This is a genomic window from Clostridiales bacterium (genome assembly GCA_030016385.1).
Classification (GTDB): Bacteria; Bacillota; Clostridia; order Clostridiales; family Oxobacteraceae; genus JASEJN01.
Window position 1 is genome coordinate 1 of record JASEJN010000092.1, and the last position, 7,571, is coordinate 7,571.

Genomic DNA, 7,571 nt, shown 5'->3' on the forward strand with positions numbered 1-7,571 from the left:
GCCTTTAGATGGAATTTACTTTAGAAAAGTGGAACTTACTTTGAAATTTCACCATGATAAAAAAGGCACCTGCTCAATGCAGGCGCTTTCATGAAACCCTTGGAAATGTAACCGAAAATTTGCTTCCTTTCCCCTCTATACTTTCAACGGAAACCTTTCCGCCTAATTTTGTTGTCAAACGCTGAACGATGGATAATCCCAACCCGCTTCCACTTCCTGAACGGGCTGGGTCACACTTATATAGTCGCTCGAAAACATACGGTAAATCAACTTTTGAAATTCCACGTCCGTTATCAGTGACGGAGACACCGGCCTTTTTGTTATCTGCAAATACAGCTACGAAAATCTGCGTAGCTTTGCTGTGATGAAGCACATTTTGAATCATATTGTTCAGAATACGCTGATACGACTCTTTATCCAGATTAACGATTACAGGGTCATCCGGCGTATCTATGTTATAAGTAAGCCCTTTATTCTCGAAAACAGGAAGTCAATCCTGAAGAATATTTCGTGTCAATTCCGCCAGATCAAGCTGCTCAATCTGAAAGCTTTCTTCGCCTGAATTCAGCTTACACCATACAAATAGAGTATCAACATAGTCTTTCATGTCATGCGCTTTTTGTCTGGCGATTGTTATATCGGCAGTTCGTTGGTCATCATTTTTCTGTACGGCGACATCCAAATAACCGATGATAGAAGTTAGAGGAGTTCGTATATCATGTGAGAGGCTTGTCATCAGCCTGTGATTCGCTTCCGCAGCCTGATTTAAGTCGAGTATTTTGTCCCTATAACCTTTAACGATAGCGTTTATTTTGTAACATATGGAGGCGGTTATATCTTCTGGATGGGCGAGAATACGCCGGTTATTGTTGCCATGCGAAATATCGTCCAGCACGTCGAAAACTCCCGCCAGTTGTATTTTTATTTTATAAATACGCTGGGCCAGAGCAAAAATTGTGAGTAATGCGGCTATTATTACGGCCAACAGAATTAGAACGATCACATTGTTACCCATACCTATGCCTCCCCGTTAAAGCGATAGCCCATTCCCTTTACTGTTTGCAAAAAAAATGGATTTGCCGGGTCTTGTTCAATCTTTTTGCGGATACGGCTGATATAACCCATCAGATTCGCGTCATCATAGGCATAAGATTCTTCCCAAACAGTCTCATATATTTGTTTTTTTGTACGCACCCTTCCATGATTTTGCGCAAGGTATAACAGAACCGCAAATTCTTTAGCTGGGAGTTCCACTGCTTTTCCATGAGCTACGACCTGACAAGTTTGTGGATCAATAGTCAAGTCTTGGAAATGAGGCGTCTGATCATCCTCTGTGTCGTGATTGAAAGCTGTATATCTTCTGACAAGAGATTGCACTCGTGCGACAAATTCATCCATATTGAAAGGCTTTGTGAGATAGTCATCTGCACCGCCGCGCAATCCGCGTACTTTGTCTTTGCTTTCATCTTCGGCTGTCAGCATTAGAACAGGAACAAGGCTTATTGTGCGAAGCCGTTCCAAAACGGTAAAACCATTGATACCCGGCAACATCACATCCAAAACAACGAGATGATAATTTTTCTTGCCTATATATTCTAAAGCGCACTCACCGGTACTGCATAAATCAGCGTCGATTCCTTCCCGCTCCAGCAATCGTTTGAGTAACATAGCAAGTTGAACATCATCATCCACAATCAGCACTTTGTTATTCATATCGTTACCCTCACTTTTTAATCTATTATATGCGTATATCCGTATAAAAGCAAGAATATCGGCCGACACCCTACAAACATAAGAGTATGCTCTGTCAGCTAAAACCGCGTACAAAAGTATTGTCAAAAATTCGGTTAACAGACAAGTATGCAATCCATGTCTCCGCTCTGCCTGTTAACCAAATTTCCGGTCTAATCTACTTGTTTGAAATCATCATACTGAAATTTTACATTACCAATCTGCGGACTATCTTTTTGTTTACTAATTGTTTCCTCATGAGCCCTGCCCATTTGCGGAAGGGTTTTCTTAATCTACTGATTTTAAAGATTCCAGCATATCAATATTTTTAATTCTCGGTTTCATACACTGATCGACAATCCATGTAAAAAACATTGTCAGAATTGCCGCGCCGAGATAACCTTGCCATGTAAGATCACGATCAAGCAAGAGCATATCCGGTTCTACAGTTGTGACAACCGCGCGATAAAGGAAAATACCAAACAACAGTCCCGCGAGGCAGCCGACAATCGACAAAATCCATGTTTCACGGAAAATGTAGCTGTATGTTTCCTTATCATAAAAGCCAAGTACCTTTAGCGTGGCAATTTCTCTCTGACGTTCACCGATATTGATATTCGTCAGATTGTAGAGAACAACAAACGCAAGCAACCCTGCCGAAATGATGAGAATCCATATTATATTGTCTACACTCTTAATCGATGTCCTGATGTTACCCATAAGATCGTCGGTAAAGGTAATGACTTCAACACCGGAAACATCTGACAGGTATGTCTTTACTTCATCCTTAGTATGGCCATCAGCCATAATAGCAAAAAACTGATTGTATTCGGGCGCTTCACCGAATGAGTCTTTATAGGCACTCTTGCCAAGATAAACATAATTGAACGTATAGTTTTTTGTAATCCCTGTCACTTTGACAGGATGCCTCTCATTCTCGTCCAGATACTTCACCCAAATTGTATCTCCGATACCGACGTTCAAATTCATCGCAAGCTTTTCAGTAATCACTGCGCTGCTGTCTGTAAATTTAATATTCTCCTTTGTCTTGGGATCATAAAGAGTCACGTAATCAGTGAACCCTTCCGCTTTCTTCGGGGATATGACATAAATGTTATAGGTGTTCTTATCATCATTCTTCAGGCTCGCCTCTGCAGAACCATGGAGTACCTCTGCCGATTTATCAAAATAGGTTTTGTCCGATAATCTGGAGGCAAGACCGGCTGCTGAACTTTCCCCGTTGAAATCTATTGTAACATTGTAGTGAAAGATATCACCAAATTGGTCGTCCATAATAGCCTTCACTGCGTTTCTCGCGCCAAAAGCCGTGACTACCAGCGCAGTACAGCCGATAATTCCAACAAGGGACATCAGCAACCGCTTTTTATTTAATCCAAGATTCCTGACAGTAACCTTTTGTATAAATGTAAGCCTGCTCCAAACTGGTTTTACATACTCTAAAAATACACGTTTTCCGCTTTTAGGAGCCTTTGGACGCATAAGGTCTGCAGGTGATTCCCTAAGGGAATTTTTTGCTGCAATACCGGTGGAAAGAGTCGTTATAAAGACAGTTGCGAAAACAGACATAAATCCGATACCAAGGTAGAAGGCCGGCGTCATTTTAGGCAATGCAAAAGCGATGCCGTAAGCTCCCCATGCGATGGTCGGAATCAACCAAAATCCTACAATTATTCCGAGTATGCTGCCTATCAGGCTGGCAGAAGCGGCATATTTCAAATATCTGCCCGCAACTTTTCCGTTCGGGTAACCGAGCGCTTTAAAAGTGCCGATAAGCGTTCTTTCCTCGTCCACCATACGTGTCATAGTAGTCAAACACACAAGTGCGGCCACAAGAAAGAATACGATCGGAAACACAGTGGCAAGATCATGCATACGTTCCGTACTATCCTTATAGTTCACGAAAGCCTCATTCTTATTTCTGTCAAGCACATACCATTTCGGTTGACCCAAATCAGAGAGTTTGCTCTCAGAATCCCCGATCTTTTGCTTTGCATCTGCCAGTTCCTTATGGGTCTCCGCCTTTTTATCGTTGTATTCCTGTCGCTTTTTCGCAAGTTCTTTTTCACCATCTGCGATCTTGGCAGCGGCATTATCAAGCTCTGCTTTGACAGCGGCTATTCTCGTTTCCGCTTCTGACTTTTGGACGTTATATTCCTTGAGGCCCTTTTGATAAGCCCCTTTTGCCGAAGTCAATTTGTTTTTTGCATCAGAAAGCTGTTTCCCTGCACTTTCAAGTTCCGCGTTCTTTGCTGAATATTCCGCTTCACTGCTGTCAAGCATTTGTTTGGCAGCCGCAAGCTGTGCTTCACCATTTGTTATTTTTGAGGCAGCCGCATTGTATTCCGCCCATTTGCCAGCAAGAATACCTTTCATCGATACAAGTTCAGCAAGCTTGCTATACTGAGCCTGAGCTGTGTCGAGCTGCGCTTTTACCGCGCCTATCTGCGCAATCTGTCCGGCGGCCTGTTCCTCGGTAAGACCGGCGGATTGCAATGCCGCCTTATATCGCTCATCCAGCTCATTGTATTCCGGTGTTCCCTTGGCAGCATCTCTTGCCGCTTTCAGTGCCGCAAGCTTAGAGAGCGCATCATATTTGGATTTCAAATTATCAAGCTGTGCTTTCATTGAGGGGAGCGCAGATTCTATTTGCTCCATTGTCATACCTGTGTCTCTTTCGGCAGTTGTTGCAGCCGCGTCATATTGTGCCTGGGCTGCATCAAGTGTTTTCTTGTTCTCTGCAAGAGCAGCTTTTCCCTTCGCAAGTTCAGCAATTTTCTTATTGTAGTCAGTCCAGCCGTTATCAATCTTCCCTCTGGCAGCCCTCAATTCAGACTCCGCCGAGGCAAATTCATGTTGCTTGTCTGCAAGCTTTTTTTCTCCATCAGCAATATTTGCCGCTGCACCATCAAGCTGCGCTTTGGCATCGGCTAATCTTCGATCAGCATCGGCTTTCTGCCTATTGTATTCGGCCAGCCCATCGGCATATTTCTTCTTTGCATCTTCAATTTCTTTTGCACCCTTATCAAGCTGTGATTTTGCATCTGCCAATTTTTTGTCCGCATCTTTTTGGGCGTTATCATATTTTCCCTTTGCTTCGGTTAAATCCGATTTAAACCGATCATGCTGAAGAGTCTGGCGTCTTTCGGCAAGTGTTTTAAGCCGCCCTACCACTGCGTCTGTACAATTGAAGTATCTGTCCTCAAAAGCGTTCAGCTCCTTTGCCCCTTTTACGGTCACATACATGTCAGTATAATCATCTACAATAAAATTTTTATGTGATACGTATAGGACGTAATCGATCGTTCCGCTGCCGACAGAGGTATTACCTTGCATAAAGGACAAGTAATATGGCGATTCCGCGATGCCTACAATGGTATATTTCAGCCGGCCCAGCGTATTGGAAACGGCATCATTTGAACTTTTGTCCAGTGAAACCGTGCTACCGAGTACGATATTTTTCAATCCTATCGACGGACGTATGATTATTGCCTCTCCATCCTTTTCCGGCCAGCGTCCGTCTATCATCTTCAGTTGGTTGATATAATCCGGAGCAGAGGTATAGTCTGTTTCGGATAATCCATTTATCCGGAATGCATAATCTTTATCTCCGACCGACCCCGTTGCATCCACCGTATAGCTAGCCATGACTCCTGAAACGCCGTCGGTATTGCGTATCGCTTTTACATCTTCATCGCTAAAACCATACGTAGAAAGCATGCGTATATCCATGACGTTTTCTTTGTCATAGTATTCGTCCCCGGCGCGTTTCATATTTGGTGAAATCGCCGCCAACCCTGCAAATGCGCCTGCACCCAGAAAAGAAATGAGGATAATGGATACAAAACGAGTTAATGTACTTTTGACAATGCGTCTTGAGCTTTTTCGAAACGCTATGCTTTTCATTACCACTCAACCCTTTCCGCAGGCATTGGGTCTGGATTTTCCCGTATTTCCGTGACCGTGCCGTTGCTGATGCGGATTACCCGGTTGCCAATCGCTTCAAAAGCCGAATTATGCGTGATGATGACAACGGTTTTCCCATTGTTGCGGCAGGTGTCCTGCAATAATTTTAAAATATTTTTACCTGTATTATAATCGAGTGCTCCCGTCGGCTCATCGCAAAGAAGCAACTTCGGATTTTTAGCAAGTGCACGTGCAATGGCAACTCGCTGCTGTTCGCCGCCTGAAAGCTGGGATGGGAAATTATGCATTCTCTCTTTAAGTCCGACATCGATAAGGCAGTTTTTTGCATCAAGAGGATCTTTGCATATTTGTGAAGCAAGCTCGACATTCTCCAAAGCCGTCAAATTCTGTACCAAATTATAAAACTGAAATACAAATCCTATATCTTCACGGCGGTACTGTATCAGTTGATTACGGTTATATTTACTGATCTCTGAACCATCCAGGCATATATCGCCCGATGTACAGGTATCCATGCCTCCGAGCATATTCAGAACCGTTGTTTTGCCTGCGCCGGAAGGACCGACGATGATAGCAAGTTCTCCTTTGTTTATCGTAAAATCAACGCCTTTCACCGCTTCAACCTTTACTTCACCGCTTTGGTATACCTTGCGGACATTTTTGAACTCTACAAATGACATAATTATTGTCTCCTTCTACTTATTAGTAACTTTCTATAGCTTCGAGGGAATCAAAAATAGCTCATAAACTATTAATTTGATTCAACTTCAATTCGTAATTTGAAATCAGGCATAAATAGGATTATGTTATTTTGAGCGACGAATAGCATTATGAAAGTTTTGATAAGTTCTTGGCTTTGCTGCCGCAAAAGAATCCTTAGAGCTTTTGATTGTCTGAGTGAAACGAGTTTCAAAAGCTCTTGGATTTTTAAGGCTGCTGGCCTTAGAACTTACAAAACTTGAATCTGTCGAATGAGTGTTCAAAATAACATAGAGCCCATATTACGAATCGAGATTGATTCAAGACTATAGTTGATTAATTGACACAAGTCTATTATAATAAATAGTATAGTAAACAACAATAATCAAATTGATTTAACCGTGTCAATTAATCAACATAAATCAAAACAAATGTCAATTAAGGAGAAAAATTATGGGTAACAAAAATGCAGACCGCCGTATCCGGAAAACAAAAAAGCTGCTCCGCCAGGGTCTAACGGAACTTCTTGAAAAAAAAAGCGCAAAAGATATAACTGTCAGGGAATTATCCGAACGGGTTGACATTAACAGGGGAACATTTTATCTGCATTATAAAGATATATTTGATATGATTGAACAAATCGAAATGGAGATGTTCAGGGATTTTCACGATGTATTAGCCAAGCATCCGTTAAAGTCTCTAAACGGGAAACCACTCCCGATGCTTATCGATGTATTTCGTTTCGTTGCCGAAAACTCTGACATGTGCAAAGCATTAATAGGTAAAAACGGTGATATTGCATTTATCAATAGACTGAAAGATGTAGTGAAGGATCGATGTCTTAACGATTGGATGGAGATATTCGATACGGGAAAATCGCAAAACTTTGGATATTTTTACTCCTTTATCGTATCCGGCTGCATCGGGCTTTTACAGAATTGGCTGGAGAACGGCCTGAAGGAATCCCCTGAATACATGGCCTCCTTGGCTGAGCAGATGATCATGACCGGAATTGAAGTACTTAAATAAAGCTTGTCCTATCGTTAAAGCCAAAGCCTATAAAAAAGGCACCAAGACTTTTCATCCCGATGCCTTTTAATATTTTTCTCTTATAATACTATAAATGAGAAAATTTAATAACATTAATTTAATCTGTTGTGCTAACTGATTATTTAGGGTATTAAGGAATATTATGG

At 42.0% G+C, this 7,571-nt stretch carries 6 protein-coding genes; 1 reads left to right on the forward strand and 5 read right to left on the reverse strand.

What is annotated here, in order from left to right; translation table 11 throughout:
* Positions 1-88: 88 nt before the first annotated feature.
* The 5 genes from QME45_14065 to QME45_14085 form a co-directional block, all read right to left on the reverse strand.
* The gene (locus QME45_14065) at positions 89-421 is read right to left on the reverse strand and encodes a sensor histidine kinase (protein MDI6619756.1); all 333 of its coding nucleotides are present in this window, start codon (positions 419-421) and stop codon (positions 89-91) included.
* 69 nt (positions 422-490) lie between these two features.
* A complete protein-coding gene (locus tag QME45_14070) occupies positions 491-1,015 on the reverse strand; it encodes a histidine kinase dimerization/phospho-acceptor domain-containing protein (protein ID MDI6619757.1) in 525 nt (174 codons plus the stop codon).
* Between the two features lie 2 nt (positions 1,016-1,017).
* Positions 1,018-1,713 carry a response regulator transcription factor gene (locus QME45_14075; protein ID MDI6619758.1) on the reverse strand — a complete coding sequence of 232 codons (696 nt, stop codon included), beginning with the start codon at positions 1,711-1,713 and terminating at the stop codon, positions 1,018-1,020.
* A 306-nt stretch (positions 1,714-2,019) separates the two neighbouring features.
* Complete coding sequence (locus QME45_14080; protein ID MDI6619759.1) at positions 2,020-5,655, reverse strand: ABC transporter permease; 3,636 nt, start codon at positions 5,653-5,655, stop codon at positions 2,020-2,022.
* On the reverse strand, positions 5,655-6,359 hold the full coding sequence (locus QME45_14085) for an ABC transporter ATP-binding protein (protein MDI6619760.1): 705 nt from the start codon (positions 6,357-6,359) through the stop codon (positions 5,655-5,657). The genes QME45_14080 and QME45_14085 overlap by 1 nt, the downstream gene beginning before the upstream one ends.
* Before the next feature lie 469 nt (positions 6,360-6,828).
* Between QME45_14085 and QME45_14090 the strand changes: the two genes are divergently transcribed.
* Complete coding sequence (locus tag QME45_14090) at positions 6,829-7,404, forward strand: TetR/AcrR family transcriptional regulator C-terminal domain-containing protein (GenBank protein ID MDI6619761.1); 576 nt, start codon at positions 6,829-6,831, stop codon at positions 7,402-7,404.
* Positions 7,405-7,571: the final 167 nt, after the last annotated feature.

Bases quoted from the DNA above. Each gene is read 5' to 3' on its own strand.
- QME45_14070 (MDI6619757.1), bottom strand. From the start codon at position 1,015: ATGGGTAACAATGTGATCGTTCTAATTCTGTTGGCCGTAATAATAGCC.
- QME45_14075 (MDI6619758.1), bottom strand. From the start codon at position 1,713: ATGAATAACAAAGTGCTGATTGTGGATGATGATGTTCAACTTGCTATG.
- QME45_14080 (MDI6619759.1), bottom strand. From the start codon at position 5,655: ATGAAAAGCATAGCGTTTCGAAAAAGCTCAAGACGCATTGTCAAAAGT.
- QME45_14090 (MDI6619761.1), top strand. From the start codon at position 6,829: ATGGGTAACAAAAATGCAGACCGCCGTATCCGGAAAACAAAAAAGCTG.